The organism is Microcella sp., from assembly GCF_051860105.1.
GTDB lineage: Bacteria > Actinomycetota > Actinomycetes > Actinomycetales > Microbacteriaceae > Microcella.
Window position 1 is genome coordinate 66,795 of the sequence record NZ_JBHYEO010000011.1, and the last position, 26,468, is coordinate 93,262.

Below are 26,468 nucleotides of genomic sequence, written 5' to 3' on the forward strand. Positions count from 1 at the left end.
CGGCTACCCGCGCACCTTGCTGCGCACGTGCGCGGGGTCGTCGCGGCAGAACACCAGGTGTAGAGCACTGACGCTCTGTCCGCTCGCCTCGGCAATCAGGTCGGCGTAGGCGTTCAACTGCGTCCAGTAAGCCTCGACTGAGGTCTCAGTGATGCCCTGATCGGTCTTGAAGTCGACGATGACGAGCGAGCCATCATCCTCCCGATAGACCAGGTCGGCTACGCCCTCCACGATGATCGGCCCGGTCTCGGGCAGGTCGCGCACCGCCGACACGGGCAGCTCGAGCCAGTGCGGAAGCATCGCGGCGCGGGCCACCGGTTCCGCAGTCAGGGCCGAGCGGGCCATCGCCGCCACCGTGCCGGCGTCGACGCCGAGAGCATCCAGACCGGATGCGGAGGTGACCAGTCGCGCGAGCGCGTCGACATCAGCCTCCGCATCCAGCTCGCTCAATTCCATGACGCGGTGCACGGCGGTTCCCAGATCGGCGCCGCTGCCACCCTCGCCGTCGAACCGCCGCTCGACGAACAGTGCGTCGCCCTCCGCATCGGTGAAGGTGAGCGTCGGGATGAAGGGTTCTGCGCCGCCGTGGGCCATGCCGGTCACCGAGATGGTCGACGATCGTGCCGAGGCCCCTTCCCAGCGCGCGCGCTCGTCGAGCCAGGTGTCCCAGTCAACGACCGGTGCAGCCTCGCCACCACTCGTCCGGCTGCGGACTTCGGGCACGGGCGCGAGGTCGAGGGTGACACCGGCTGCGGCGCTGAGAGCGGGGGCGAGCAGGTGACCCCAGGAGGGGGCGCGCTTCGCCCGGAATCCCGACACGATCAGGTGCGACTCGGCGCGCGTGCACGCCACGTAGAGCAGCCGCAGCCGCTCTGCGAGCAGGAACTGCTTCTCGTTCTCGTAGGCGTCGCCATAGCCGGCCGACTCGAGCTGCTTCTCGGCACTGAAGGCGGCGAGCGGTCGACCGTCGTCCGTCCAGAGCAGGGTCGGGCGATTGCTGCTCCAGCCGGCGCCCATGCCGTGCAGCGCGACGATCGGAAACTCGCGGCCCTTCGACTGGTGGATGGTCGTGATGCGCACGGCGTCGAGATCTTCCTCAGGAACCGAGCGTTCGGCGACGCGTGCTTTCTCGTCCTGTTGCAGCTCGGCCCACTCCACATACTCACGCAGGCTGCCGTGGGTCGCGTCAGACCAGGCGTGCGCTTGATCGACGACGAAACGGATGCGCCGCCACACATCTCTCGAGCGCGGTGTGTCGAGCACCACTGGGCGCACGAGCCGCTCGCGGACAAGCCGCTCGATCACTGCGCCCGCCGTAAGCGTGCGCGCGTAGCGCAGCAGCAGGTCGAGAGAGCCGAGCGCCGCCGCCACGGGGTTCTCCTCCTGGCCGGCGGGCACCTCAGCCCCGATCATCCACCGCCCCCCAGCTGCGCGCCACCGCAGCAGGTCGTCGTCGCCGCACGCGTAGAGCGGCGAGCGCAGCGCCAGGACGAGCGCTGCTTCGTCGGCCAGGTTGGCGATCGCGCGCACGGCGAGTAGCAGGTCGGCGACCTCGCGGGTCGAGTACACGAGCGACGACGATTCGGCGACGAAGTCGATGCCGGCCGCCTCGAGCGCCGCTTCGAGGGCCGGCAGGGCGGTGCGGCTCGGCAGCAGTATGCACACGTCTTCGAGCCGGGCCTGCCGGCGCTCGTACGTCGTGGTTTCGCGGTTCTTCTTCTCGACCAGCCACGCAGCACCGGGCGCGCCCGGGTGGCGTCCGACGGCGCGCAGCACGGCACTCGCGATCGCCGCCGCCTCGTCGGCCTTGATCTGCGCGGCATTCCCGGCATCGGTGGCCGGCAGTACGACGACGGCGGGCCCGCCCTCGCGCGCATCCCACGCCGCACGATCGGGTGCGGGGGAGAGCGGCGTGTACCCCGGCTGGCGGTGTCCGTCGGCGACGATGAGCGTGCCAAATGCGGTGTTGATCCACTCGAGCACAGGAGCCGTCGATCGGAAGTTGGTGACCATCGACACCGCAGCACCGCCAGGTGCACTTCTGACCCGTTCGCCCTGCTCGATGTAGGTGGCGATGTCGGCCCGCCGGAAGCGGTAGATCGACTGCTTCGGGTCGCCCACCATGAACAGGCGCCCGGCGGGCGTTACCGACTCGACCCAGCCGTCAGCGGGCAGAACCGTGTCGGCCGCGATGCGCACGGCCAGCTCGGCCTGCAGCGGGTCGGTGTCTTGAAACTCGTCGAGCAGCAGGTGCGGGTAGGCGTCATGAAGCCGGGCGTGAGCGGTAGCCGCGCCCGGGCCGACGAGCAGGTCGCGCGCGAGGATGAGCAGGTCGTGGAACTCGAGGGTGCCGCGGCGACGCCGTTCGTGCGCCTCGGCCTCGAGCACCCCGCCGAGCGTCGCGATCACGCGGGTGAGGGCGGGGTCGATGGCGAGGCTCAGGGTCTCGGCCTTCAGCGTATTGATCGTGCCGACCAACTCGCGAACCTCTCCGATGTCGCGCCAGTTGGTGGTGCGCCCGGCGTTCGGGCGCGGGCGCTTGAGCGTCGCGAGCGCGGTGAGCTGGGCAGTGACGTCACCGCTCTCGGCCGCCGTCCGCAGCGCGTCGAGGCCCTCCTCGAGCAAAGGGAAACCGCGCACCATCGTGTCGTCCGGGTCGGTGCACTCCCCGCGCAGGTCCAGGATGCGCTGCAGCAGCCGCACGAGCGGCCCCACGTCGAGCGTGACCGGCCCGAGCAGCGGAGCGGGGGCATCCCGCACTCGATCCCAGGCGGCGTCGAGCTCGCGCGCGAGGTCCTCCAGGTTGCCGAGGGTCGCGCCGGCCGCCAGCAGCAGCTCGATCGCGGTCGCCGCGTCGCGGTCGCCGAACAGTGCGGCTCGCGCCCGCCGCCACCGTTGGGCGAACGCGATGCCGGCGCGCAACTCGTCCACGACCTCGATGCCCGGCGGCAGACCGGCCTCGATGGGGTTCTGCTCGAGCACGCGCGCGGCGAACGAGTGGATGGTGCCGATGGGGGCGGCATCGAGGTCGTCGAGCGCCGCATCCCGTTGCGCGGGGGTCAGCACGGTCGCGACCTGCAGCGCACTGCGCACGCGATCGCGCAGTTCACCGGCGGCCTTTTCGGTGAAGGTGATGGCGGCGATGCGGCTGACCGGAACGTCGGCGGCGATGAGCGCCAGTATGCGCTTCACCAGGTGGTGCGTCTTGCCGACGCCGGCACCCGCCTCGACGAACAGGGTCGTGGCGATGTCGGCGTCGATGCGATCGCGGGCGTCGTCGTCGATGAGACCGGTCATTCCGCTGCCTCCTCTGCGTCGAGGAAGAAGCGCCCGTAGGCGGCGAGTTCGGGTGTCTCGCGCAGCAGGCTCCATAGCCGCTCGAGGTCGGCCTCGCCGCTGAGGGTCGTGAAGCGCTCGAGGGAGCCGCCGGCCGGTCGGGCGGGGAAGACCCCCGCCCGGATCGCCCGGATGACCGCCGTTGTGTCGCTGCGCAGCACCTCCACCGATGCGTCCGTCATCGTGAACCCGAGCACGGGATCCTCGGGCGAACGGAGGTAGTCGTACTCGGTGCGCACCGTGCCCGTTGCGCCGTCGGCGTCGGCGATTCGGGCGGCGAACAGCCCGTACACCGCGAGCTGAAACTTCTGGCCGCCCGCCGTCGGGTCGTCGGCCGTGATGGTGAGCTTCTTCGGGCGCCAGCCCTTGTAGTCGATGACGCGCACGCCCTCGGGAGTGCGATCGATGCGGTCGACCTTGCCGCGGAAGCTGATGGTGAAGCCGCCGTCGAGCTCGAACTCCACCGGATCGTGCGACTCGGGGTCGTCGAGCCCGAACGGCTGCTCCGCCGACACCGGGCTCCAGGCCCCTGTGGCGACTTCGCGCCGCCACCACGCCTCGAGCTGCCCCGCAACGCGGCGACGGTCGCGCGTCTCGAGGTGCGGGATCCAGGTAGTGCGGCGATGCCCGTCGAAGGCCTTCTTGCTCTGTTCCAGCAGCAGCGCGAGCGTCGCTGTCGACGGGCCGCCGGCGAGGGCCGCCTTGGTGAAGGACTCGAGTGCCTCGTGCTGGATGTTGCCGAGTTCGAGCAGCGAGGGTTCGAAGTCGTCGACCTGCAGGTCGAGGGCTCGCACGCCGAGGATGCGCCGCACGAAGAAGAACAGCGGACTCGCGACCCACTCCTCGAGCTCGGTCGCGGCGATCGGGGCGTCGGTGTACGGGATGAGGTCGGAGACGTCGACCAGGTTGCCGGTGAAGCGGGTGAAGCGACCGCGGCGGCGATCATCGCGCATCGCGCGCGCACGGTCGAGCAGTTCGACCGCGGGGGCGGCCCGCCAGTCACCGTCGGTGCGTTCGGCCCGGATGCGCCACTCGGCCTCCGTGGGCGGAACCGTCGACGACGCTGGAGCACCGGTCAGCAGCGCATCGTGGTGGGCGCGCACGAGCAGCGTCTCGTGAGCATCCGGTACCCCCGTCAGCCAGCGGGATGCCTCGCGCTCGCCGCCGCTGCGCAGGTCGCCACGCGGCACGATGATCGTCAGCGATGTGCGTGCGCTCGCGAGGGTCTCGATGAACCGCTGACGGGCGACGGATGCTCGCTCGCGCATCGTCGGCAACCCCCACTGCTGCCGCACGGTGTCGGGCAGCAATGCGTCATCGCGGCCGCGCGCCGGCGCGATCCCCTCGGCCAGACCGACGACGAACACGTGGTCGAGGTCGCGCGCGACGCCCGCCGCGAACGACCCGAGCGCGACACCCGCGCCCTGCTGGCCATGCCGCGCACGGGACTCGACGAACTGGGTCTCGAGGGTGCTGCGCACGGCGGCGAGGGTCGGTCGCGCGCCCGCGATCTCATCGAGGGCGGCAAGCTCGCCGATAGTGCGGACGAGCTGCTCGCGGGCGAGGAGCAGCTCGGGGGGCTCGACGGCGATGGGGACGGCGAAGTGGGTCTCGACGAGCATGTGGAGGGCATCCGTCACCTCGGCCCAGTTAGCGCAGGCGGCGACCTCGCGGATGCTCGCCGCAATCGCCGCCAGGTACTCGTCCCACAGCGTCTGCCGTTTCAACCGCTTCTGCTGCTGCTCGTCGAGCGTGCCGCGCGCGGTGCCGTCGGCCCTGTCGGAGTCGGGCTCGGTGTTGCCGAAGAAGACGCCGCGCTCGGGATCAACCGGCTCATCGATGCGATCGCGGGCCATGATGCGCTCGGCTTCGGCGCTCGAGGGCAGCGGCTTCTCGCTCCAGCGGAGCACGCCGTCGGCGAGCACGTTCAGCACGGCCAGCGGGTCAAGATCATCCGGGTCGAGCGCGAGCAGGCGCAGCAGGCTGCGGCCGAGCGGGGTGTCGGCGAGCGTGCGAGCCCCGGGGCCGCTCACGGTGACGCCCGCCTCAGCGAGGTGGGCGTGGAGCAGCGTCCGGTAGGGCTCTCCCGAACCCCAGAACACGCCGATGCGGTGCCCCTGCACACGGTTGCGGAGCAGTTCGACGACGAGGCGGGCGACCGCTCGAGCCTCCTCGTCGGCGTCGCTCGCCGAGACCAGCCGATACGGCACGACATCGTCGCCGGTCGCCGCGAGCGGCACCTCGACGACGTCGTCGAGCGCCCGCAGGGATTCCGCCATCCGCCGATCGGCGTGTGGCGCCATGTCGTTGTGCCCGACGAGGATGATCCTGCCGAGTCGGCGTCGAACCGTCGGGTCGGCAAGAGCGTCGCAGGCGATCGTGAGGGCCTCCGCCGGCACGAGCCAGCCCCCGATGAGGGCCTGCATCGCTGCCCGGTGGATACGGACGACCTCACCTGCAAGACCGGGCGCCGCATCGAACAGGGCATCGTCTGTTCCGTCGAGCTGCTCGGAAGCGCGCGCGAGCGCCCGTACCGTCACCGGTTGATCGGCGACCTCGGCGAACGGCCCGGGCTCGGCGATGAGGGCAGCGCGAATCGCGGCTTGTCGGGCGGCCGGGGTGAGGGGCCGTCGCCCCGCACCGCGCGGGCTGCGAGCGACGAGGTCGGCGACCAGATCGGGGAGGGTTCTCGCCGTGACCCCGAGCGCGCCGCGTCCGCCGTGCGCGGTCCGTGCGATCACCCGCCGTGCGTCGACCGCGCTCGCCCGGCTTGGGGTGATGACACACACCGGCGCGAGCGAATCAGTGGCCTGGGCCCGATCGACCGCCTCGACGATGAGGTCGAAGGCGATCGCCGCGGGGGAGCGATCCATGGGTCTCCAGTGACTCGTCAGGGGTGAGGGAGCTTCGTGATTGCCACGCTACCGTTTGCCCCCGACGCGGAACAGGGTCAGTGATGCGCGACGCGAGCCGATCGTCAGAACCGCACGATCGACAGCTCGCGGCCGCCGGGGCCGTGCAGCGAGATCGACTGCAGGTGGGCATCCGGCCCGATGCGGTTCTCGGCGCGCTCGTAGGTCGAGACGAGCCCGCGGAACGTCCACAGCGCGGCGGACTCGTCGGCGAGCACCCTCGCCACCACGCCCCCGGGGCCGCGGTCGAGGCGGATCGTGTGGCGGGCATCCGACGGAACCTGCTCGAACGGCAGCCAGCCATCGCGCGACTTGCGCTGAGCCGAGGTCGTGAGCAGCCGGTCGGCGGGCACCTCGTCGCTGCGCGAGCGGGAGGTGCGGCGAGCACCGGTGCGCACCGCCTCCTCGTGCTTCGCCCGGCGCGCGGCGACCTCGTCGGCCGTCGGCTTGCGGAAAAGCCGCGACGGCTTGCCGACCGTTCCCGAGGTGTACTCGCCCGTCTCGACGAGCAGGGGCTCCATCATGCGGCGGAAGGTGTCGCGCTGCGGCGTCGACGGGTCGACGGCCGTGTGCAGCAGCAGCAGCTCGCGCAAGGTGAAGGCGGGAGGCATGAGGTTCCAGGGGTCGGGCATCGTCGCGTAGTCGGTGCGGATGCGCTCGACCGCGATCGCCAGGATGCGCCCGTGGTCGAAGTCGAGCGGGTCGGCGAGGTCGATGGGCACGCCCGCATCCGAGGGCAGACGCTCGGCGGGCAGCGCCATCGCGTGCGCGACCGACAGCACCCAGCCGCGGTCGTCGCGGTGCGGCTCGTCGAACACCTGCAGCTGCCGCGGCTCGCCGCCGCCGATGCCCGCCTTCGCGGCGAGCGAGCGCCGCACCGCGTCGACGAGCCGCTCGCCCTCGTGCAGGAACGTGCCGGGAAGGCGTCGACGTCCCTCGCGGCCGTCGACGAGCACGACGCACAGCTCGTCGCCGCGGACAGTGAAGACCGCGGTGTCGACGGCGACCGAGGGGCGCGGGTAGTCGGTCAGCGGGCGCGCGGGCGACGACGGGGGAGCATCCATGCGTCATATTCTCGCACGATCGCGCTAATCATCGTGCGCGCCGCTCAGAACCCGCGCCCGGCTTCTTTCAGCCGCTCCACCCGCTCCGCCACGGGTGGGTGCGAGCCGAGCCACTGCGCGAGCAGCCCCTCGCCGACGGTGTTGACGAAAAACAGCCCGCGCACCTCGAACGACGCGGCCTGCACCGTCGACGGGTGCGCGTGGATCTTCTCGAGCGCCCGCACGAGCCCCTCCGGGAAGCGCGTGAGCTCGACGCCGCTCGCGTCAGCGAGAAACTCGCGGCGGCGCGAGACGGCCGAGCTGATGAGCGGGCCGAGCACGAAGGCCACGGCCGCGAAGGCGGTGCCGACGACGATCATCACGAGCCCGAGCATCCCCATGATGAGGCCCAGGCCCAGCTTGAACTCGCTGAGGATCGACCGCACCAGCCCCCAGCCGAGCACGAGCAGCACGCCGGCGACCGAGGCGATCGAGCCGACGAGGGCGAACGTCGTGAGGGTGACGCGGCCGTCTTGGTTGACGATGTGCGCCACCTCGTGCGCGACCACCGCTTCGAGCTCGCTGTCGTCGAGCAGGTCGAGGGCTCCGGTCGTGACGCCGATGACCGCGTTCTTGGGGCTGAGCGACGCGGCGAACGCGTTGGGGGCGGGGTCGTCGATCACGCCGATGCGCGGCATCGGGATGCCCGCTCGAATCGCCGTCGTCTCGACCACCTTATGCAGCCGGGGTTGCTGCTCGGCGTCCACGGCCGCCCACCCGGCGGTGTTCGCGGCATCGCGCGTGGCGTGGCTCAGCGACCACCACTGGGGTAGATGGCACAGCGAGCGGGCAGAAGATCAGCAGCAGCCAGAACGGCCACACGTCGCCGACCACCCACGCGCTGAACACCCCGAGCCCGATCACGGCGACGCAGAACAGCGCGATGAGCAGGATGCTCCACCGCTTGTTGCGCGCGATCTGGCGGTACATGACGCGAATCTACCGGGCACTGCCGACCATGGCTCATCATCGGTACAGTCGTCATACCCCGACGAAAGCGAGAGCCTTGTGGTCTCCCTGCGCACACTTCTCATCGCCTGCGTCATCACCGCGCTGGTTGCCACCGGCGGCGGGATGCTGGGGGCCAGCATCCTGCTCGCACCGAGCACCCCGGCCCCTGCCGTCGAGGGCCCCGTCGAGCCAGGCCCTCCCGGGGCGGATGGCCGTGACGGGGTCGACGGGAGTGACGGGGTCGACGGGAGTGACGGGGTCGACGGGCGGGACGGGGTCGACGGGAGTGACGGGGCCCTGGGGCCTGCAGGGACGGCGGGTGCTCGGGGGGCAGGCGGCCCGGAAGGGCCGATGGGGCCGTTCGGGCCGCAGGGGCCGCGCGGGCCTGCGGGGGAGCAGGGCCCGGAGGGCCCGGAAGGGCCGGAGGGTCCCCGGGGCGTTCCAGGGCTTCTCGACTATGCCTACTTCACCGCCGAGACGGCGTTTACGGCTACGGAGAGCGACGACTTCTCTCTTCCTCTCACCTGGGCCGCGGGATCAGAGGGCTCTTCGATCGGGTCCGTGGATGGGGGCGGCACCATCACGCTGGAGCCCGGCCTGTACCGGTTGACGACCATGCTGAGCTTCGAATCCCTGGCCTTTGGCCGTTACGCAACGCTGACGATCACCACGACCTACCCCGACCGTGGCTACGGGCCGTACAACCCGTCACGGGTTCCCTTCGACACCGAGATCGGCACCCAGAGCGTCTCGACGGAGGCGACGCTTGTGCTGGACTACGCCACCGAGGTCACGGTGGACGTCGATGTTCTGACGGCGGACGGGGATCTCATGAGAGATGTCGGCGGGTGGCTGATGATCGAGAGCTTCGGGTCAACGTTCCGCTAAACCACCGGACGGGGCGCGACGTGGGGTCGTCCGCTGTCGCGGGCGCCGCTCAGTCGCGCGGTTGTCGGCGCCGGATCGCACCGGCTCCTCCACCGCGTGGGTGACCACGCCTCCCTGCCCCGAGCGACTGAGCGGCGGGCCACGGGAGGCGCGCACCGGGCATCCTGCCCCGCATGACCGGAGCCTTCCGCACCTACCAGCCCACCATCACGCGCCCGATCACCGATGACGACCTGCAGACCCCCGAGGCGCAGCTCGCGGTCGCGCTCGGGGCGGCGATCCGCTGGCAGCTGTGGTTCTTCTTCACGCCCGACGAGCACGGGTTCGGCGGGCTCGCCATGCCCTGCGACGACCTGCCGCGGCGCGTGCCCGCCGAGGCCGCCGACGCCCTGTTCACCGTGATCGACGGCGTCGCGCGACACACGGGTGCGACCGAGCTCATTCTGGCCCTCGAGCGGCGCGGCGGCCCCGACCCCGGCCGCCTCGATCGCGAGTGGATGCTCGTCGCAGCCACCGCCGCCGACCGCGCCGCCGTGCGCCTGCGCGCGGTGCTCATCAGCCACACCCGCGGAGTGCGCGAGCACGCCCCGCCTGCCCCGACCCTGCCCTTGTCAGCGTTGTCGGAAGAGACTCTCGGCGCTTAGTTCACTACACTTAGTCAACATGGGCGATCAGGTCAACGTGCACGAGGCGAAGACACGCTTGTCAGAGCTGCTCGCGCGAGTCGAGCGCGGTGACGAGATCGTGATCGCACGCGGCGGTCGGCCCATCGCGCGACTGGTCGCGTTCGAACCGTCGACCGTGCGCGAGCTGGGCTTTCTCCCCGGCCTCGACACACCCGAATCGTTCTTCGACCCGCTGCCCGAGACGGAACTTGCAGCCTGGGAGGGCGGCATAGGCTCCGACGTCGAAGAGACCTCGGCGTGACGCTACTGCTCGATACCCACGTGCTGATCTGGGCGCTCGGAGCGCCTGATCGTCTTCCGCGCGACGTGCGTGCCCGACTCGAAGACGCGCGGGAGCACCTCGTGGTGTCGGCGGCGAGTGCCTTCGAGATCGCGACGAAGCACCGGCTCGGACGACTGCCAGAAGCTGCCGCCCTCGTGCATGGCTTCGAGCAGCAGGTCGATCGTCTGGGCGCCGAGGTGATGGCCATCGAGGCCAACCATGCCATCACGGCGGGCTCGCTCGAGTGGGCTCATCGCGACCCGTTCGATCGCATGCTCGCTTCTCAAGCCATGAGCGAGGGCTTCGAACTGGTCACAGCCGACAGCGCTTTCCAGGGTGTGCCCGGCCTCGCCGTGCTGTGGCAGTGAGGCAGCTCAGCGGGCGCCGGGCATCCACGATCAGTTCGATTAGTCGTCGAGAACGAACGTGATCTCCATCGTCACCTGGTAGGCGCCGACAGCTCCGTTCTGGATGTGCAGCTTCTGCTCTTTGATCCACGCACCGCTGACGCCGCGCAGGGTGCTGTTGGCGCGCTCGACGCCGACGCGCACGGCGTCTTCGAAGCTCTTCTCCGAGCGGGCGGTGATGGTGGTGACGCGGGCGACAGACGACATGGTGGATCCCCTTCGGTACTCGGGGCCCGGGTCGAGCCCGCGAGGGGGCCAGTCAACTCCTGCGCGGGGCTCGCGTCTAGGGGTTGACGGCGGCGCCCGCCGGGCGCGAGCGGCGATGCTGGCGGCCGCAGACTCCCGAAATGACGGAATCGTGACCGACTTTGCTCGTGAAGTTCCTTGCATTCGGGAGTCTCCCGAGAGTGATCGGTTGGCTTGCAGGCGGGCGCGCAGCCGCCGCACGACCTCGACGCGCGCCTGGGCCGCCTCGCTGAGACCGGGCCCTTACGTGGCGGTCGACTCGATCTCGTAGGTGAACGAGCCGGGCACGCCCGACCAGGTCACGCGCAGCAGGGCGGCCGGCCCGACCTCGTCGTAGGCCGTGCACACGAACGAGCTGCCGAGCGATCCCGGCACCTGCGAGGGGCAGATGACCGAGTAGTTGATGCCCTGCGCGCGCAGGTCGGTCGCGATCTGCGTCTCCACCGCGCGCAGCTCGGTGAGCGAGACCGCCCGCGGCAGGGCGAACGACGACAGGCTGAGCGCCGCTCCGACGAGCAGCGCGGTGACCACGTAGACCCACGTGGGGCCGGTGCCCGAACGGGTGGTGCGATACACGTGGATGCCGCGGGCCATGAGGTAGAAGAAGGGCCCGGCGATGATCCACGCCACCGAGGGCCGGAACTCGTGCCCGAGCGCTCCGAGACGCCGGTAGTCGAGAATCGCCGCGAGCACCACCCAGAGCAGGCCGACGAGGGCGAATCCGGAGGCGACGACGGGAGTGGCGCTGGATGCTCCGCCGTCGGTGAGCCACCAGGTCAGGGCGACGAGCCCGAGCTGCAGCAGCGGCGAGAGGGCGAGCATCCACGCCCCGCCCGTCGTCACGCCGGTCACCACGCGGGCCGCCGATGAGCCGCGTGCCGAGCCCCACGAGCGCGTCATCGGCTCGTAGTCGACGCTCGCGAGGTCAGCAGCCGAGGTCGGCTGAGCGAAGGTCGCCGACGAGGTCCACGGGGTCGTCGCCGACGCCGGGAGGGGCACCGCGGTGGCGAGCGCGCCGGGCACAGCGAGCGGTGCCGGGGTCGCAACCGCGCTGGGCACCGCGAGCGGAGCCGGAGTCGCGCTGGGCACAGCGAGCGGGGGGAGACCCGACACACTCGGCGGCGGCGCGTCGTCGAACCCCGGGAACCCGGTGACAGGGATGGAGCCCGAGGTCGGCGGCACGAGGCGCACCGGTTCGGAGATCGGCATCGAACCGCTGCGCCGCGGGCCCGGAGTCGTGGCGGGAGAGGCCGGAGGCGGATCGGCGAAGGGCGGCGGAACATAGGGCGCTGAGGAGAGCGGCGCTGAGGAGAGCGGCGCCGGTGTGAGCGGCGCTGGGGCGAGCGGCGCCGGCGGGGGCGCCGCCGTGACGGGAGGCGCCGCTGAGACGGGAGGCGCCGTGACTACGGGAACGGGGTCAGCAGCCGCCGCCGGAACGGGCGGGGGTGCCGCAGCCGGATTCGGCTGCGTATTTCCGGTCCACGCGGTGCCATCCCACCAGCGGATGAGGGCGGTGTCGTCCGGGTCCGTGTACCAGCCCGCAGCGGGAGTGCTCACCGTGCCCCTCCTTCCCTGACGTCTTCTCAGGGACAGCGTAGAGCGTTCGAGGCGAGTTTGACCCCTGCGGCGCGTCAGACCTGGCTGGAGGCGTTGAGGTCGCCGCCGAAGTCGGCGTCGTCGTCGAGCTCGTCGCGGCGCGGCTGCTCGACGCCCACGATCGGCGGCGGCGTCTCCTCGCCGGCCTGCTGCTCGGCGGTGGTCTCGTCTCCCGGGTTCCCCTGCCCGGCACCGATGTCGCCCTGTGCGCCCGGGTTCTCGCCCTGCGTCACGTCGTGCTGCGGGTCGTGGTCGTTGCTCATGATGGTTCCCCCTTGCTCGTTCTCGACTCGAGGGCTCGAGGCGATGCGCCCCACTCAATCGGGCATCCACGGTTCTGACAACGGGGTTGCCACCCGCCGACCGCGGGGCTAGGGTTCGCCGATATGACGCGTGCCGCATCGATCGTGGCCGATTACGCCTACGTCGCCCGGTCGCGATTGCGGTACTGGCGGTACGGCGCGCGGCCCCCCGCCCCGATCGAAGCGGGTCCGGATGCTCCGCCTCCCGTTCTGCTGATCCCCGGCGTGTTCGAGACCTGGCACTACCTCAAGCCGATCCGCGACCGCCTGGCCGCCCTCGGGCATCCCGTGCACAGCGTGCCCGAGCTCGGCTTCAACCGTCACCCGATCCCGGAGATGGCGGCCCTGCTCACCGCCTACCTCGAGCACCGCGACCTCACGGGCGTCACGATCGTCGCGCACAGCAAGGGCGGGCTCATCGGCAAGACCATGCTCGTCGCCGACGAGCGCGCCGAGGTCAGCCGGCTCACGCGCATGATCTCGATCAACACGCCCTACGGGGGCAGCCCGCTCGCGCGCTTCGCGATGGGGCCGTGGCGCGAGTTCGTGCCGACGCGACCCGTCATCACCGAGCTCGCGGCGGCGGCGAGCGTCAACGCGCGAATCACCTCGCTGCATTCGACGTTCGACCAATACGTGCCCGCCGGCAACTCGGTGCTCGACGGCGCCGAGAACGTCGTGCTGCCGTACGTCGGGCACTTCCGGGTGCTGGGCCTGCCGAGCGTCATCGACGAGATCGTGGCGCGCGTGCCCCGCGGCTGAGTCCCGCCAATAGAGGAAGAATTGTGCGTCTATCTGCGAGAATCGCGCCATGCCCGCCGCCCAGACGCTGCCCACGACGGATGCCCTTCCCGCGATCAGCCTGAAGCTGCTGCCCGCGGCCATCGTCGTGACGAGTGCCATCCCGCTGTTCGGCTTCGAGAACCGGTTCGTCGGCTACCCGTGGCTCGTGATCGGGCTCGTCGTGGCGTACTTCGTCGACCGCGAGCTCATGCGCGATCTCGGCATCATCGCCGCGGGCCTCATCGTCGTGAGCACCGTGAGCGTCAAGGCCGACATCTCGTGGCCCAACTTCTTCCTGCTCGGCTTCGTGCTGAGCCTCGCCGTCGCGGTGCCGTTCGTGATCGACCGGTTCGTGTTCACGCGGAAGGTCATCCGGTTCCCCTGGCGCAGCGGCCAGAAGTGGCAGCCGTGGGAGAAGTCGTACCTCTTCGCTGTGCCCTTCCTCGGCTGGCTCATCCTGCCGTTCTACTTCATCACCTCGGGCGCCTACCAGAACTGGCCGGCCGTCAGCGAATCCAGCGAGGTGCTGCGCCTGTTCATCGGCGTCAACGCCGTCGGCATCTGGGACGAGCTGTTCTTCATCTGCACCTGCTACGTGCTGCTGCTGCGGCACTTCCCGGTGCTCACCGCGAACATCCTGCAGGCGATCGTGTTCGTCAGCTTCCTGTGGGAGCTCGGCTACCAGGCCTGGGGCCCGCTCATGACGATCCCCTTCGCGCTGCTGCAGGGGTGGATCTTCCACCGCACCAAGTCGCTCACCTACGTCATCATCGTGCACCTGCTGTTCGACCTCGTGGTCTTCCTCGCCATCGTGCACGCGCACAACCCGGGGGTCTTCCCGTTCTTCCTCGTGCCGAGCCCGGGGTCGTAGGCACCGGTCGTAGGTAACGACTGCTCATGGCGGGCCGGCGCGCGCGCCCGCAGGCTGGGGGCATGACCACGAAGAACCTGCGCCTGCTGGCCGTCGCCGCCGCGCTGACCCTCGCCCTCACCGGATGCTCCACCGCCGCCCCCGTCAGCACCGACGAGATCATTCCCGACGCCGCCGACGCGGGCGACACGGGCGGTGACGCGGGCGGCGGCAACGACGGGCAGGTCACCGTGATCGGCGCCGACCTCACCTCGAGCACCGCAGCGCTGCTCGCCGAGGTCTACGCCGAGGGTCGCGACCCGATTCCCACGGTCGAGTTCCTCGACGCCACGACCGTGCGCTTCGCCTGGCCGGCCGGTTCGCTCAGCGAGAGCGACGCGCTCGGCAACTGCCAGATCGCCTACGGCGCGCTCAACGGCGAGGGCATCCGCGTGCTCATCGCCGTCGGAGACGCCGAGGCCGACTGCACCGCCGACGTTGAGGGCTGAGCCGCCTCCGCGCCCGAGCCGCGCGGCCCCGTGTTGCCCGCAGCCCTAGCGGCATCTCCACAATTCAGGAGTTCGGGATGCTCGCGCCCGGTCGACACGCCGTGCGAGCATCCCTAACCGCCGTTTCAGAGCCAGCAGTCCTGAATTGTGGAGACGCCGCGCGGCACCGGGGTTCCTGAATTCTGGTGAGGGCGGGGTGGGGCAGACTCGGGGGGTGAGCCTGCTCGAGTCGATGCCCCGCCCCTACGAGGCCGGCGCGGCGTTCGACGCGATCGAGAACTGGGCCGTCGGGCGCGGGCTCACGCTGTATCCGGCGCAGGAGGAGGCGATCTTCGAGCTCGTCGCGGGCGCGCACGTCGTGCTCGCCACGCCGACGGGTTCGGGCAAGAGCCTCGTCGCCGTCGCCGCCCACGCGATCGCCCTCGCGCAGGGGCAACGCACGTACTACACGGCGCCGATCAAGGCGCTCGTGAGCGAGAAGTTCTTCCAGCTCGTCGAGATCTTCGGGCCTGAGAACGTCGGCATGGTGACGGGGGACTCGAGCGTCAACGGCGATGCGCCGATCATCTGCTGCACGGCCGAGATACTCGCCAACCAGGCGCTGCGAGAGGGCGCCGACCTCGCGGCGGGCATCGTCGTCATGGACGAGTTCCACTACTACGCCGACGTCGACCGCGGGTGGGCGTGGCAGGTGCCGCTGCTGACGCTCACGAACGCGCGCTTTCTGCTCATGAGCGCCACGCTCGGCGACGTGACGCCCATCGCCGCCGACCTCGAGCGCCGCACGGGGCATCCCGTGAGCGAGGTGACGCACACCGAGCGGCCGATCCCGCTGACGTTCGAGTACGTGAAGACCCCCGTGCACGAGACCGTCGAGACGCTGCTCGAGAACGGCCAGGCGCCGATCTACATCGTGCACTTCAGTCAGGCGGCCGCGATGGAGCGCGCGCAAGCCCTGTCGAGCATCCGGATCGTGTCGCGCGAGCAGCGGGACGAGATCGCCGAGGCGATCGGCGACTTCCGCTTCGCGACGGGCTTCGGCACGACGCTCAGCCGGCTCGTGCGCGCGGGCATCGGCGTGCACCACGCCGGCATGCTGCCGAAGTACCGCCGGCTCGTCGAGGTGCTCGCCCAGCGCGGGCTGCTGCGCGTCATCTGCGGCACCGACACCCTCGGCGTGGGCATCAACGTGCCGATTCGCACGGTGCTGCTGACAGCCCTCAGCAAGTACGACGGTGTCAGGATGCGCCAGCTGAGCGCGCGCGAATTCCATCAGATCGCGGGGCGCGCCGGTCGCGCCGGGTACGACACGGCCGGGCTCGTCGTCGTGCAAGCGCCCGACCACGAGGTCGAGAACCACCTCGCGACGACCAAGGCGGGGGATGACCCGAAGAAGAAGAAGAAGATCGTGCGCAAGGCCGCGCCCGCGGGTTTCGTCACGTGGAGCGAGACGAGCTTCGAACGCCTCGTGGGCGGGATGCCCGAACCGCTCGAGAGCCGCATGCAGGTCTCGGCGGCCATGCTCATCAACCTCATCGCCCGCGGGGGAGACGTGTTCGCGAACGCCCGCGCGTTGCTGACCGAGAACCACGAGCCGCCGCAGCGGCAACGTGAACTCGTCAAGCGCGCGCTCGGCATCGCCCAGACGCTCGTGCGGGCCGAGGTCGTCGTCATCGACCGCAGCGTCACGCCCGCCGCCATCACCCTCACGGTCGACCTGCAGCCCAACTTCGCGCTCAACCAGCCGCTGAGCCCCTTCGCGCTCGCCGTCATCGGCGTGCTCGATCACGCCGACGCCGACTACCCGCTCGACGTCATCAGCGTCATCGAGGCGACTCTCGACAACCCCCGGCCGGTGCTCGCCCAGCAGCAGTTCGCGGCGCGCGGTGAGGCGATCGGCGCGATGAAGGCCGAGGGCCTCGATTACGACGAGCGCATGGAGGCGCTCGACGACGTCGAGTACCCGAAGCCGCTCGACGAGCTGCTCACGGCCATGTTCGAGACCTTCGCGAGCACCCAGCCGTGGATCCGCGACGTCGAGCTTCGCCCCAAGAGCGTCGTGCGCGACCTCTACGAGAAGGCCATGACCTTCACCGAGTACGTGAGCCACTACAAGCTCACCCGCAGCGAGGGCCTGCTGCTGCGCTACCTGAGCGACGCCGACCGCGCCATCCGCCAGACGGTGCCCGACGAGGCGAAGACCGACGAGCTGCGCGACATCATCGAGTGGCTGCGCGAGCTCGTGCGCCAGGTCGACTCGAGCCTGCAAGACGAGTGGGAGCAGCTGAGCTCTCCCCACTCCGAAGTTGTGGAAGGCGCGCCGACCCTGCCGCCCCGGCCGCCGGATGTCACGACCAACCGGCGGGCATTCCTCGTGCTCGTGCGCAACGAGCTCTTCCGCCGCGTGCAGCTCGCGGCGCTGCAGCGCGACGACGACCTCGAAGCGCTCGACCCCGACGCGGGCTGGCCCGAGGCGCTCGACGCCTATTACGCCGACCACGAGGAGATGCTGACGGGCGGCACCGCGCGCAGTGCATCCCTGATTCAGATCGATGAGAGCCCGGAACGCGATGATCCGGATGCTGCGGGCACGTGGAGCGTGCGCCAGGTCATCGACGACCCGGCCGGCGACCACGACTGGGGCATCGACGCGGTCGTCGATCTGGCGGCGAGCGTCGAGGCCGGATTCGCCGTGGTCAGGGTGCTCGGCCTGCGCCGGCTGTAGCCCGGCCGACCGCCGCCCGCGCTACAGGATCGCGTCGCGCAGCAGGTCGTAGACGGGGGTGAACAGCCCCACGTTGACGAGCACGGCCGTGATGGCGAGATTCGTCAGCAGCGGCCACCAGCCGCGGCCCGCCGCCTGCCGGCGCACGACGATCGTGCGCGCCGTGAGGTACCCGAGCGCGCCGAGGAAGGCCCAGGCCCAGTGCGCCCGACGCAAGTGGCCCCACTCGTGCAGCGTGATGCGGTCGCGGCGCACCCACATGATGATCCACAGCACGGGGATGATGGTCGCGCCGGCGATCCAGATCCACGGGGTCGACTCGAAGCCCGAGAGCACGATCGCGGCCGTCTGCGCGACCACGGTGACGAGAGGGGTCACGGCGAGCGCCCAGGCGGCGGGTGTCGTCGTGCGCTCGGGCGCGTAGTCGATCGACGACGCCGTGGTGTTCCACAGCTCGTCGGGGCGCTGAGCGCGAACGCCGAAGGTGCCGAGCGGGTTCGGGGCGGAGGCGGGCGTGCCGAGCGCGGGGGAGGCGGGAGACACGGAGCCGGGCGACACGGTGCCGGGTGACCACGAGTACGGCGCCGAGTAGATGTAGGGCTCGGGCGCGGCGGGCGCGGCGATCACGGTGGACCCAGTCGTGGCAGTCTGCGCACCGACCGCCGAGGCGGAGGCCGGGGCCTCGACGAGGGTCTCGACGACCGGCTTGGGCCGCGTGTGCCGGCTCCAACGCTCGCCATCCCACCACCGGAGGCGCAGCGCCATCTCGGGGTCGTCGTACCAGCCGGCGACGGGTGCGTGCTGTTCGGTCATCGGGCGTCCTCGGGTGCGCCAACGAGGGCGAGTGGAGTTTGCCCTCTGGTTCCCTATCGTATCTCGAACGGGGTACAACTCCAGGGGTGCGCGGTCCCCCTTTGGGGGGACTCACGTGTTCACTTTCGTGGTGCCGAGACGCCCGTCACGGCCCGAGTCGGCCGAGCATGCGCCACACCGTCGACGTGAGCGGAGGGTGATCGAGGGCGATCTGCCGAAGTAGGCGGTAGTCGCGCGCCCGCGTCGGCAGGCGCCCGTCGTCATCGCGGATGCGCTCGGCCCGGAGCATCCACACCACCAGCTCGTCGACGGTAGGCAGCTCGGTCATAAAGTCCCACGGGTCTTCGCCGCCGCGCGCCCGGGCATGGATGACCGTCTGCAGCTCGTCGTGGGCTTCGGCGCGCAGCACCTCGAGGCTCGCGCCTCGCCGGCTGCGCGTCTCATCCATACCTCGACCCTACGGCGGCGGCGTGGACGAATGCTGGGGCGGCATGCCCGCACCGGCTCAGATGAGCGAGAGCAGGACCGTCTGCACACCCTCGGGGTCGAGCAGCGACCAGGTGACCAGCACTCCGAGCTGCGTCGCCGCCCAGACGACGAGCGGCCAGGATGCCGCACCGGTCGTGCGCTGCACGCGAACTCCGCGCACACCCAGGTAGAGCGGGGGAGCGAGCACCGCGGTGATCCACGGCGCGGTGCGCAGGTGACCGGAGCGCTCCATCAGTCGAGTGTCTTGATCGGCGAGCGCGCCCATGAGCACGAGCGGGAAGATCACGGTGAGCGCGCGCGTCCACGCCGAGCTCTCGGCCGGCAGTGTCGAGAAGACCCAGAAGATCATGAGCGCCTGTGTGACGGGCATCGTCGCCATGAGCCATACCGACACCGTGTGCACGCGCAGGCCCAGGGGGTTGCGGGTTCCCCGCGCGGCAGCGCCCTGCTGCTCCGCCAGGGCGCGCGTGCGGAACGGCTCGTAGCCGGCGGTCTCGGCATTCGCGGGGCTCAGCGGAGAGGCCGTGCTACGGGTGGGTGCCGAGTGCGGGCTCCGGAGCCCGGCGGCCGGGTCGACAGGGTGCAGCGGCATGCTCTCCGCGGCCCGAGCCGACTCGCGCGGGGAGACCGTGGCGGGGGCTGAGCCGACGGCGGAGTAGGAGAGCGCGCTCGCCGTCGCCGCAGTGAGGGTCTCGGTCGACACCTCGGGGCTGACCGGCGTCTGAAGTGGGGCCGTGTGGTGCGTCCACGCGGTGCCGTCCCACCAGCGGCGCTGCAGAGCGTTACCGCTCGGGCCGGTCCCGACCGGGTCGGGGTACCAGCCCGCCGGTACCCGGATCGTCGTCGTGGTGCTCATCGTGGTCCCCCATGGTTTCCGGTCCCCCGACCGGATCTCGTGTTCCGACCGGCCCCCCTGGCCGACCGGTGTGCCGCGGTGTATTCGGGTTCCACGCGACGAACGATTGCTCGCTCTGATGATGCTGTTCAATTGTGACCCGGAGGCGGTTCGGGCCGCCCCGGGAGCATTCGGTTATCGAATGATGCTGAAGATGCCCCAGTCGTCGACCTGCCAGGCGATCCAGCCGTTCGAGCGCTGCAGGCTCGCCGTGATGACGATCGGGTTGCCGCTCGCGTCGGTGGCCGGGCAACGGATCTGCTGGCCGATGAACAGCGGCGGGCTCGGCGGGCACTCGACCTGCATGGTGCCGCCGATGCTGCGAGCGGCGAGCTCGATGCTGTTCGACGCTTCAGCGGCGAACACGCTCGGCAGCGCCGCGATGATGAGGCCCGGAACGGCGAGGATCGACGCACCGACGAGCCCGCTCAGCATCAGGAAGACCGCGAGCGGCCCGTAGCCGGCCCCCGAGATGCGGCTGAGCCGCACGGCGCGGGCGACGAGGTAGAGCGGTGCGGAGCCGAGAGCCCACAGCCAGGTCGCGGGCCGGTCGACACCGCGGCGCCGCAGCGAGCGGTAGTCGAGCAGGGCCAGTACGAGGCTGATGGGGTACGGCGCGAGCCAGATGATCGCCATGAACAGCACGCTCGGGCCGGTCGAGAAGGCGGCGAGCACGAGCAGGCTGAGCAGCAGCTGGAGCATGGGCAGCAGGGCGATCGCCCACACCTCGACGCTCTGCAGGTGGGGCGCGGTCGTGCCGAGCGACTGGTGGGTGCCGCGACGGCCGGGGTCGGAGGCCGAGACCGGTGATTCCGTCCAGCTCGGCACGAAGGCGGGGGCGCCCGGAGCCGAGCTGTAGCCCGGGGCCGACCCGTATCCGGGTGCCGAGGAGAAGGCCTGCGGAGCGGAGCCCGCACCGGCGGAGACGGGCGCGCTCGCCTCGTCCTGCAGCGGGATCCAGGGTGTGCTCGTGGCCGCGCTCGCGCTCGCGGCGGACTGCGCCCGGAGGTCGGCGAAGGCGGCGGCCGCGAAGGCGTCGGCGGCGCTCGCCGCGCTCGCCGCACGGGCAGCGCTCGCCGCGGCGTCGGAGGCGGTGTCGGAGGGAACCGCGGCGGAGGGTGCCGAGGCGGACGGCACCGACGTTGACGGCACCGATGCTGACGGCACAGACGCCGAGGGTGCGCTGGGCTCAACGAGCGTCGGCGTGTCATCGGCGGCGGGCGGGGCCAGTTGGCGCAGCACCGCGGCGGTGGGCTGCTCGATGGGCGTCTCATCCGCCCCCGCAGGGTCGGAGTCGCGGCGCGAGCGGCGCGAGGGCAGCTCGTCGTCGGCGAAGATCGTGGGGGCGGCGGGCTGAGCGGGCATCATCGGCTGCCGGGCGTCCGAGACGTGCTCGGTCCACGCGTGGTTGTCCCACCAGCGCAGCTGCGGCAGGCCCAGCGGGTCGGGGTACCACCCCGCCGGCACACGGCCGTAGTCGTCGTCAGACACGTCAGATCCCCCTCTGATGCCGAACCCGAATCCGGCGACGTCAGTCTATGCGGAGCGCGCCGGATATGGGGAGGAATCGTCACCCCCCCAGTGCGGGTGTCCCCCGGTCGGGGTACAGCTCTTCGAGCGAGGAATCGAGCCACTGCCGGCCCGTCTCGACGCGCCGCGGCTCGGCGAGCGCCGGGCCGTCGACCCAGCGGCGCGCGACCCGCAGGCCGTGCAGGGCGCTGAGCACCCAGAGCTCGCAGCCGGCGAGGTCGTCGGGGCGGGCATCCTCGTCGGCGATCGTCACCCCCGCGGCGCGGGCCGCCTCGAGCACGAGGTCGGCGGTGACGCTCGGGATGCGCGGCAGCGCGCCGCTCGGACGCACGAGCGTCTCGCCCCGCCACCAGAGCAACCCGCTGTAGGCGCCCTCGACGACGCGGCCGCGGGCATCCACGATGATCGCCTCCCCGGCTCCGCTCGGCTGCACCGCCACCCGGAGGGCCTGCAGCGCGTCGAGGTCGGGGCCCTTCACAAGCGGCCGCGTGCGCGGGTCGCGGGGGGCGGTCGCCACGTCGACCTCAGTGCTCGTCGCGGGGGTGGGCCGCAGGCGCAGGCTCAGCTGCGTGCCCTCGGCGCGGTCGCGCAGCTCGACCCGCGGAAACCAGTCGCCCGTGGGCGGCAGAGCGGCGACAGCGTCGGCCCAGAACTGCTCGGCATCGTCGCGGTGCTCGGCCACTGCGGCGATGTAACGGGCGCGGTGCCTCTCGAGACCCCGCACGCGGCCCTCGACCACGCGCCACGAGTCGGCGACGAGCAGCCGGTCGGTTGCGCCCGGATCGCACCACTCGAGGTCGACCCACGGTGCCGTGCCCGCTCCGGCCCCCGGCCGCCACGGGTGCAGGCCCTCGCCGAGCGCGCTCATAGCATTGAGGGTATGCGGCGCGGCCTTCTCGAGCACCCGATCGCGGCGCCGCCGAGCGCCGAGGCGCTCTTCCTCGCGCTCGCGGCCGAGAACCCCGAAGCGCACGGCCTCGTCTGGCTCGACTCGGGGCTCGGCGCCCGCACCGGCCGCAGCCTCATCGCGCTCGGTGAGCGCGTGCCGCTCGACGACTCCGGCGACGTGCTGCCCGCGCTGCGCACGGCGCTCGCCGCGATGCCCGCGGTCGCGGCCGGCGACGCGCTGCCGCTCGGGCTCATCGGCTGGTTCGGCTACGAGCTGCGGGGCGAGACCATGGGCATGCCCGTTCCGCCGGTGCCGGGCCATCACCGCGCGGCCTGGCTGCGCGTCGACCGCGGCGTTGCGCTCGACCACGCCGCGGGCACCGCGCGACTCGTGGCGCTCGACGTCGCGGGCACCGGCGAGTGGAGCGGCGAGCTCGACGACTGGCGGCAGAGCATGCTCGCGCTCGTCGAGCGAGCGGCAGCGGCATCCGCACCGCCTCTGGCGCCACCGGCGCCGCTCCGTCCGGTCACCTGGCGCGATGCCGACGACCATTACGCCGAGCTCGTGCGCCGGTGCCAGCACGCGATCCGCGAGGGCGACGCCTACCAGCTGTGCCTGACCACCCAGGCCGATGTCGCGACGGCCGACGGCGCCGCGCTCGACCCGGTCGCGATCTACCGGCGTTTACGCCGCTCGAGCCCCGCCCACCACGGGGCGCTCGTGCGCATCGGGGCCACGACACTGCTCAGTGCGAGCCCGGAGACCTTCCTACGCGTCGCTGGCGGCGTCGTGACGACCCGGCCGATCAAGGGCACGCGCCCCCGCGCCGCCGACCCCGAGCGCGACGCGGCGCTCGCCGCCGAGCTCGCCGCGAGCGACAAGGAGCAGGCCGAGAACCTCATGATCGTCGACCTCATGCGCAACGATCTGGCGCGCATCAGCGAGGTCGGCTCGGTCGTCGTCACGGGCCTGCTCGAGGTCGAGAGCTACGCCCATGTGCACCAGCTGGTCAGCACCATCGAGGGGCGGCTGCGGCCGGGCCTCGATGCGCTGGATGCTGTCGCCGCCTGCCTCCCCGCCGGTTCGATGACGGGCGCACCCAAGCGCCGCGCCATCGAGCTGCTCGCCGGGCTCGAGGCCGGCCCCCGTGGCATCTACTCGGGAGCCTTCGGCTACCTCGGCGCCGATGGCACGGCCGATCTGGCCATGGTCATCCGCAGCATCGTGGTCGAGGGTGATCGGGCGACGATCGGTGCCGGTGGCGGTGTGACCGCGCTGAGCGAGCCCGAGGCGGAGGTCGCGGAGATGCGGCTCAAGGCCGCGGCGCTGCTGCGGGCCCTGACCGGTGAATCCGCCGGATAGCACCCGGTAATCTGGGAACTTCCGCACCGCCACCGCACCGCCACCACCGCGGCCGCCCTGATGACATCGACGTGAGACGAGACCCCGACGTGACCGACGAGCTGCCCGACGAGAACGCCTACGACCCCGCGCGCATCGAAGCCCACTGGGCGCCGATCTGGGATGCCCTGCAACCGTTCACCGTCGACGACCCCGCCGACTCCAAGCCGCGCAAGTACGTGCTCGACATGTTCCCGTACCCGAGCGGCGACCTGCACATGGGCCACGCCGAGGTCTACGCGCTCGGTGACGTGGTGGCGCGGTACTGGCGCCAGCAAGGCTTCACGGTGCTGCACCCGATCGGCTGGGACTCGTTCGGGCTGCCCGCCGAGAACGCCGCCATCAAGCGCGGTGCCGACCCCCGGCAGTGGACGTACGAGAACATCGCGCAGCAGAAGGCCTCGATGCAGCGCTACGCGGCCTCGTTCGACTGGACCCGGGTGCTGCACACCTCCGACCCCGACTACTACCGCTGGAACCAGTGGCTCTTCCTGAAGATGTACGAGAAGGGCCTGGCGTACCGCAAAGACAGCTGGGTGAACTGGGACCCGGTGGATCAGACGGTGCTCGCCAACGAGCAGGTTCTCGCCGACGGCACGAGCGAGCGCTCGGGCGCCGTCGTCGTGAAGAAGAAGCTCACGCAGTGGTACTTCAAGATCACCGACTACGCCGACCGCCTGCTCGACGACCTCAACCAGCTCGAGGGCTCGTGGCCCGCCAAGGTGCTCACGATGCAGCGCAACTGGATCGGCCGCTCGACGGGCGCCGATGTCGACTTCGTGATCGAGGGCCACCACAGCCCGGTGACGGTGTTCACGACGCGCCCCGACACGCTCTTCGGGGCGACGTTCATGGTCGTCGCGCCCGACAGCGACCTCGCGGCCGAGCTCGCCGCGGGCTCGACCCCCGAGGTGCGCATGGCCTTCCAGGCGTACCTCGAGGAGGTGCAGAAGAAGACCGAGATCGACCGTCAAGACACGTCGCGCGAGAAGACCGGCGTCTTCCTCGACCGCTGGGCGATCAACCCCGTGAACGGCGACCGCATCCCCGTCTGGGCCGCCGACTACGTGCTCGCCGACTACGGCCACGGCGCGATCATGGCCGTGCCCGCGCACGACCAGCGCGACCTCGACTTCGCGCGGGCGCACGGCCTGCCCGTCACGGTCGTCGTCGACACGAACGCGCCCGTCACCGGCGCGATCCCGGTCATCACGCCCGAGATGCTCGAATCGGGCGAGATCCCTCCGCTCGACCCGCTCGCGACCGGCGAGGCGCTCACGGGCGACGGCCGCATGATCAACTCGGGCCCGCTCGACGGCCTCAGCAAGCAGAACGCCATCAAGCGGGCGATCGAGCTGCTGGAGGAGCGCGGCACGGGGCGGGCATCCAAGACCTACCGCCTGCGCGACTGGCTCATCAGCCGTCAGCGGTACTGGGGCACGCCGATTCCGATCATGTACACGGACGACGGCACCGAGGTTCCGATGCCGCTGGATGCCCTGCCGCTGCTGCTGCCCGACGCCGAGGGCATCGACATGAAGCCGAAGGGCACCTCGCCCCTCGGCGGGGTCGAGGAGTGGGTCGCGACGACCACGCCCGACGGCCGCCCGGCCCGCCGCGACACCGACACGATGGACACCTTCGTCGACTCGTCGTGGTACTTCCTGCGCTTCCTCAGCCCCGGTGACAGCACGCAGGCCTTCGACCCGGCCGAGGCCGAGAAGTGGGCGCCCGTCGATCAGTACGTCGGCGGAGTCGAGCACGCGATCCTGCACCTGCTCTACGCGCGCTTCATCACGAAGGTGCTGTTCGATCTGGGCTATGTGAGCTTCACCGAGCCGTTCAGCGCTCTGCTCAACCAGGGCATGGTGATTCTCGACGGCGCAAAGATGTCGAAGTCGAAGGGCAACCTCGTCTACTTCACCGAAGAGCTCGACAGCTACGGCGTCGACGCCGTGCGCCTCACGATGGCGTTCGCCGGCCCGCCGGAGGACGACATCGACTGGCGCGACGTGTCGGTGACGGGCTCGCAGAAGTTCCTCGCGCGCGCCTGGCGCCTCTCGGGCGAGGTGACGTCGCCGGTGGATGCCGACCCGGCTCTCGGCGACCAGGCCCTGCGCCGGGTGACGCACCGGTTCCTCGCCGAGGTGCCGGCGCTCATCGAGGGCTTCAAGTTCAATGTCGCCGTGGCGCGCACGATGGAGCTCGTCAACGCGATCCGCAAGGCCGTCGACTCGGGCCCCGGCCCCGCCGACCCCGCCGTGCGCGAGGCCGTCGAGGTCGTCGTGGTGGCGCTCTCGCTCTTCGCGCCCTACACCGCGGAGGACATGTGGGATCGCCTCGGGAAGCGCGATGAGGCGGCAGGGCGCGACGGGCTCGTCGCCTTCGCCGGGTGGCGCAAGGCCGACCCGCTGCTGCTCATCGAGGAGTCGGTGACGGCGATCGTGCAGGTCGACGGCAAGGTGCGCGACAAGCTCGAGGTGAGCCCCACGATCGGCAACGACGAGCTCGAGGCGCTCGCCCGGGCCTCCGAGGCCGTTCAGCGAGCCATCGGCGACCGCGCGATCGCGCAGGTCATCGCGCGCGCCCCGCGCGTCGTCAACATCGCGACGGTGAAGTAGGCGCTCCCGCGCGGGGTTCCCCCGAGCACGGGCGAGCGCCGCGCGGGCCTAGCCTGCCGCGGTGACCCAATCCGCAGCATCCGACGGGCCGCCCCGCCGCACGCCGCGCGTGCGCGCCGCGCTCGGCGGGGTTGTCGTGCTCGCCCTGCTCGGCGTCGGCGCGGCCGTCGTCGGGTCGGTCGTGACGCCGGGCGGGCAGACGCTGACGATCGATGCCTCCGGCACCGACACCGACACCGACACCGACACCGACACCGGCGACGACGCGGGGCCG

At 71.2% G+C, this 26,468-nt stretch carries 24 protein-coding genes; 11 read left to right on the plus strand and 13 right to left on the minus strand.

Going from position 1 to position 26,468, the window contains the following annotated elements; translation table 11 throughout:
* Positions 1-3: 3 nt before the first annotated feature.
* The 5 genes from ACTIE9_RS08040 to ACTIE9_RS08060 form a co-directional block, all read right to left on the minus strand.
* Positions 4-3,297 (minus strand): UvrD-helicase domain-containing protein, encoded by a 3,294-nt coding sequence (locus tag ACTIE9_RS08040; RefSeq protein WP_439565063.1) that lies wholly within the window; start codon positions 3,295-3,297, stop codon positions 4-6.
* Entirely contained in the window at positions 3,294-6,209 is a 2,916-nt protein-coding gene (locus tag ACTIE9_RS08045; protein WP_439565064.1) for a PD-(D/E)XK nuclease family protein, read from the minus strand. Before ACTIE9_RS08045 ends, ACTIE9_RS08040 begins: the two co-directional genes overlap by 4 nt.
* A gap of 104 nt (positions 6,210-6,313) precedes the next feature.
* A complete protein-coding gene (locus ACTIE9_RS08050; protein ID WP_439565065.1) occupies positions 6,314-7,312 on the minus strand; it encodes an NUDIX hydrolase in 999 nt (332 codons plus the stop codon).
* 44 nt (positions 7,313-7,356) lie between these two features.
* A complete protein-coding gene (locus ACTIE9_RS08055) occupies positions 7,357-8,025 on the minus strand; it encodes a M48 family metalloprotease (protein ID WP_439565066.1) in 669 nt (222 codons plus the stop codon).
* Position 8,026: 1 nt separating this feature from the next.
* Positions 8,027-8,281, minus strand: a complete 255-nt coding sequence (locus ACTIE9_RS08060) for a hypothetical protein (RefSeq protein WP_439565067.1) — start codon at positions 8,279-8,281, stop codon at positions 8,027-8,029.
* A 582-nt stretch (positions 8,282-8,863) separates the two neighbouring features.
* Between ACTIE9_RS08060 and ACTIE9_RS08065 the strand changes: the two genes are divergently transcribed.
* From ACTIE9_RS08065 to ACTIE9_RS08080, 4 genes are all read left to right on the plus strand, one after another.
* Positions 8,864-9,190 carry a hypothetical protein gene (locus tag ACTIE9_RS08065; protein ID WP_439565068.1) on the plus strand — a complete coding sequence of 109 codons (327 nt, stop codon included), beginning with the start codon at positions 8,864-8,866 and terminating at the stop codon, positions 9,188-9,190.
* A gap of 173 nt (positions 9,191-9,363) precedes the next feature.
* Positions 9,364-9,834 (plus strand): hypothetical protein, encoded by a 471-nt coding sequence (locus ACTIE9_RS08070; protein WP_439565069.1) that lies wholly within the window; start codon positions 9,364-9,366, stop codon positions 9,832-9,834.
* Positions 9,835-9,853: 19 nt separating this feature from the next.
* Positions 9,854-10,117, plus strand: a complete 264-nt coding sequence (locus ACTIE9_RS08075; protein WP_439565070.1) for a type II toxin-antitoxin system Phd/YefM family antitoxin — start codon at positions 9,854-9,856, stop codon at positions 10,115-10,117.
* Positions 10,114-10,506 (plus strand): type II toxin-antitoxin system VapC family toxin, encoded by a 393-nt coding sequence (locus tag ACTIE9_RS08080; RefSeq protein ID WP_439565071.1) that lies wholly within the window; start codon positions 10,114-10,116, stop codon positions 10,504-10,506. Before ACTIE9_RS08075 ends, ACTIE9_RS08080 begins: the two co-directional genes overlap by 4 nt.
* Positions 10,507-10,545: 39 nt before the next feature.
* Here ACTIE9_RS08080 and ACTIE9_RS08085 read toward each other — a convergent pair whose 3' ends face one another.
* From ACTIE9_RS08085 to ACTIE9_RS08095, 3 genes are all read right to left on the minus strand, one after another.
* On the minus strand, positions 10,546-10,752 hold the full coding sequence (locus ACTIE9_RS08085) for a dodecin family protein (RefSeq protein ID WP_439565072.1): 207 nt from the start codon (positions 10,750-10,752) through the stop codon (positions 10,546-10,548).
* Positions 10,753-11,034: 282 nt separating this feature from the next.
* On the minus strand, positions 11,035-12,348 hold the full coding sequence (locus ACTIE9_RS08090; protein ID WP_439565073.1) for a DUF2510 domain-containing protein: 1,314 nt from the start codon (positions 12,346-12,348) through the stop codon (positions 11,035-11,037).
* A 74-nt stretch (positions 12,349-12,422) separates the two neighbouring features.
* Complete coding sequence (locus ACTIE9_RS08095) at positions 12,423-12,650, minus strand: hypothetical protein (RefSeq protein WP_439565074.1); 228 nt, start codon at positions 12,648-12,650, stop codon at positions 12,423-12,425.
* A 123-nt stretch (positions 12,651-12,773) separates the two neighbouring features.
* Here ACTIE9_RS08095 and ACTIE9_RS08100 point away from each other — a divergent pair, with 123 nt between their 5' ends.
* The 4 genes from ACTIE9_RS08100 (at position 12,774) to ACTIE9_RS08115 (ending at position 17,556) form a co-directional block, all read left to right on the plus strand.
* Complete coding sequence (locus ACTIE9_RS08100; protein ID WP_439565075.1) at positions 12,774-13,451, plus strand: esterase/lipase family protein; 678 nt, start codon at positions 12,774-12,776, stop codon at positions 13,449-13,451.
* Between the two features lie 49 nt (positions 13,452-13,500).
* Positions 13,501-14,343, plus strand: coding sequence for a CPBP family intramembrane glutamic endopeptidase (locus tag ACTIE9_RS08105; RefSeq protein WP_439565076.1), 843 nt, complete (start codon positions 13,501-13,503; stop codon positions 14,341-14,343).
* A 62-nt stretch (positions 14,344-14,405) separates the two neighbouring features.
* Positions 14,406-14,831, plus strand: coding sequence for a hypothetical protein (locus ACTIE9_RS08110; protein ID WP_439565077.1), 426 nt, complete (start codon positions 14,406-14,408; stop codon positions 14,829-14,831).
* Between the two features lie 232 nt (positions 14,832-15,063).
* Positions 15,064-17,556, plus strand: coding sequence for a DEAD/DEAH box helicase (locus tag ACTIE9_RS08115; RefSeq protein WP_439565085.1), 2,493 nt, complete (start codon positions 15,064-15,066; stop codon positions 17,554-17,556).
* A gap of 21 nt (positions 17,557-17,577) precedes the next feature.
* Here the strand turns inward: ACTIE9_RS08115 and ACTIE9_RS08120 are convergent, their stop codons facing one another.
* From ACTIE9_RS08120 to ACTIE9_RS08140, 5 genes are all read right to left on the minus strand, one after another.
* Positions 17,578-18,369: a DUF2510 domain-containing protein gene (locus ACTIE9_RS08120; RefSeq protein ID WP_439565078.1), complete on the minus strand. Its 792-nt coding sequence runs from the start codon at positions 18,367-18,369 to the stop codon at positions 17,578-17,580.
* Between the two features lie 145 nt (positions 18,370-18,514).
* Positions 18,515-18,817 carry a tryptophan synthase subunit alpha gene (locus tag ACTIE9_RS08125; protein WP_439565079.1) on the minus strand — a complete coding sequence of 101 codons (303 nt, stop codon included), beginning with the start codon at positions 18,815-18,817 and terminating at the stop codon, positions 18,515-18,517.
* A gap of 57 nt (positions 18,818-18,874) precedes the next feature.
* Positions 18,875-19,714, minus strand: coding sequence for a DUF2510 domain-containing protein (locus ACTIE9_RS08130; protein ID WP_439565080.1), 840 nt, complete (start codon positions 19,712-19,714; stop codon positions 18,875-18,877).
* Between the two features lie 174 nt (positions 19,715-19,888).
* Positions 19,889-21,244: a DUF2510 domain-containing protein gene (locus ACTIE9_RS08135; RefSeq protein WP_439565081.1), complete on the minus strand. Its 1,356-nt coding sequence runs from the start codon at positions 21,242-21,244 to the stop codon at positions 19,889-19,891.
* Positions 21,245-21,323: 79 nt separating this feature from the next.
* Positions 21,324-22,151, minus strand: coding sequence for an aminotransferase class IV (locus tag ACTIE9_RS08140; RefSeq protein WP_439565082.1), 828 nt, complete (start codon positions 22,149-22,151; stop codon positions 21,324-21,326).
* A 12-nt stretch (positions 22,152-22,163) separates the two neighbouring features.
* Here ACTIE9_RS08140 and ACTIE9_RS08145 point away from each other — a divergent pair, with 12 nt between their 5' ends.
* From ACTIE9_RS08145 to ACTIE9_RS08155, 3 genes are all read left to right on the plus strand, one after another.
* The gene (locus tag ACTIE9_RS08145; RefSeq protein ID WP_439565083.1) at positions 22,164-23,534 is read left to right on the plus strand and encodes an anthranilate synthase component I family protein; all 1,371 of its coding nucleotides are present in this window, start codon (positions 22,164-22,166) and stop codon (positions 23,532-23,534) included.
* Positions 23,535-23,623: 89 nt separating this feature from the next.
* Entirely contained in the window at positions 23,624-26,194 is a 2,571-nt protein-coding gene (gene leuS / locus ACTIE9_RS08150; protein WP_439565086.1) for a leucine--tRNA ligase, read from the plus strand.
* Positions 26,195-26,255: 61 nt separating this feature from the next.
* The coding region (locus ACTIE9_RS08155) for a hypothetical protein (RefSeq protein ID WP_439565084.1) at positions 26,256-26,468 on the plus strand (213 nt) is incomplete at its 3' end.